The sequence below is a fragment of the Intrasporangium chromatireducens Q5-1 genome (assembly GCF_000576575.1).
GTDB classification, from domain to species: domain Bacteria; phylum Actinomycetota; class Actinomycetes; order Actinomycetales; family Dermatophilaceae; genus Intrasporangium_A; species Intrasporangium_A chromatireducens.
Map to the genome: position 1 here is coordinate 1 of NZ_AWQS01000432.1, position 1,836 is coordinate 1,836.

Sequence of the window (1,836 nt, forward strand, 5' to 3'; positions counted from 1 at the left end):
CGAGTAACTACCCTTGACCTGCGGAAACGTCACAACTCGTTGCACGCGCCAGAGGACCCGAAACGGGCGGATTGACACTCTTCCCCCGCAAGGGGACAGTCACGGTGGTCGAGCGCTCCACGCCGGAGCGAAATGGGCGGGTGACCTGCGGGAACGTCCGCGGGCCGGATTGGCGCGACCCCTGGTGAGGGGTTGAGCACAGGGAGCTCATCGGCGATTTGGTTGCACGACTGGTTGCACGAAGTCTCGACGTCAAACGACCTTCCGACTCAACGATCGGAGTGTCAACCAGTTTCAATTTGAGCGCCGCACGGGATCCGTCCGTTCGCCCCTCCCCCAGTTGAGAGGTCCTGTGCGCGCGCAGGTCGGCAGACTGGCGACATCGCCGCGAAGGCAAAGGTGAGCGAAGGCGAACGGAGCGACTGGTGCGGCCCTGACGCCCATCCGGCGATACCCTGCGGCCCACGAACCTCTTGAGCACCTGATGGGCGAGCGGACTCCCGAGCCGCTCCTTTCCTCCCGCCGCGCAGCCTCGAGGAGCGAGGGCACGTCCACGCGCCCACTTGTCTGTGTCAGCCCCTCGGCGTACGCTCTGAATCAGTACGAGGGGAAGTGATTCAAAATGATTCTGCACCTTGGCGACCAGGTCGCGCGAGCACGAGAGCAGGCCGGACTGTCCCAGCGGGCTCTGGCCGAACGGGCCGGGATCACGCAGCCCACGCTCTCCAGGATCGAAAGCGGAGCGCGGGAGCCGAAGACGAACGAGGTCCTCGCCATCGCGTGGGCGACGGGATCGAGCGTTACAGAGATCACCGGGCGTTCGGATGTTCGCGCGCGGGTGCGGTGTGTTGCTCGGGCAACCGGGGACGCGACGATGCAGGCCATGCACCGCGAGCTGATGCACTACCTGGAGGTGGACGCCTTTCTCGATGAGATGGGCCTCACCGAGTCCGCATGAGGCCAGAAGTAGAAGGGCGGGCGCGCGCTGAAGCCTTTCGCCGGGAGCATCACCTCGGTGTGCAGCCGATCGCCGACATGTTCGCTTTGTACGAACTGGTTCCGCGTCTGGACGTCGCCAGCCTGAGTGTCGCCAATCCCGACGAACACGGCATGACGGCGCACGACCCTGAGCGGGGAATCACCAAGGTCGTCGTCGCCTGCACGGCCAACCCCATGCGGCAGCGCAGCACCTTGGCCCACGAACTGGCCCACGTCCTGTTCCGTGACTACGAGGTGGCCTCCCAAGGCGCCTGGGCTGACCGCGAGGACTACGAGAAGCGCGCGGATGCGTTCGCACGCCATCTACTCGTACCCGTGAAAGGTCTCCGCGAGTTCTTCGGTCGCTCCGAGCAACTCTCCTTGGCCGACTTGTCCAAGGCCGTGCAATGGTTTCAAGCGTCGCCACGCATCGTGCTCATCCAGATGGAGCAGGCCGCATACCTTGACGCGGCGACCAAGGCCATGTGGTGGGATCACACCACACCATGGCTCGCCGCGAACCACGGCTGGAGCCCGCAGTACCGAGCCCTGCAGGTCGAGTCGCAGACGCCCCGCGCGCCGCAACGCCTGCTGATGCGCGCGACTCGCGGATACCAGCAAGGAATGCTGTCCCTGACCGCGCTGGCCCGGATCCGTGGCACCACCCCGGCGGCTCTCGAGGCTGAGCTCGCCGAAGCCGGCATCAGCCCGAACGAATCCCGAATCGAATGGGCAGCCCCGATCGATCGACAGGCCGTCGAGGACGACTTCGCCGACCTGGACGCCCTGGAAGGCATAGACCTGCCCCTCCCCTTCTACGACGACGCCGACGGCGACGGCGACGGCGACGGCGACGGC

General features: G+C 66.0%; 2 protein-coding genes. Both read left to right on the top strand.

Going from position 1 to position 1,836, the window contains the following annotated elements:
• Nucleotides 1–622 precede the first annotated feature (622 nt).
• Complete coding sequence (locus N864_RS21940) at nt 623–958, top strand: helix-turn-helix transcriptional regulator (RefSeq protein WP_034722526.1); 336 nt, start codon at nt 623–625, stop codon at nt 956–958.
• 59 nt (nt 959–1,017) lie between these two features.
• Nucleotides 1,018–1,836 (top strand): ImmA/IrrE family metallo-endopeptidase (locus N864_RS21945; RefSeq protein WP_205621034.1); only part of this gene is annotated, 819 nt, incomplete at its 3' end.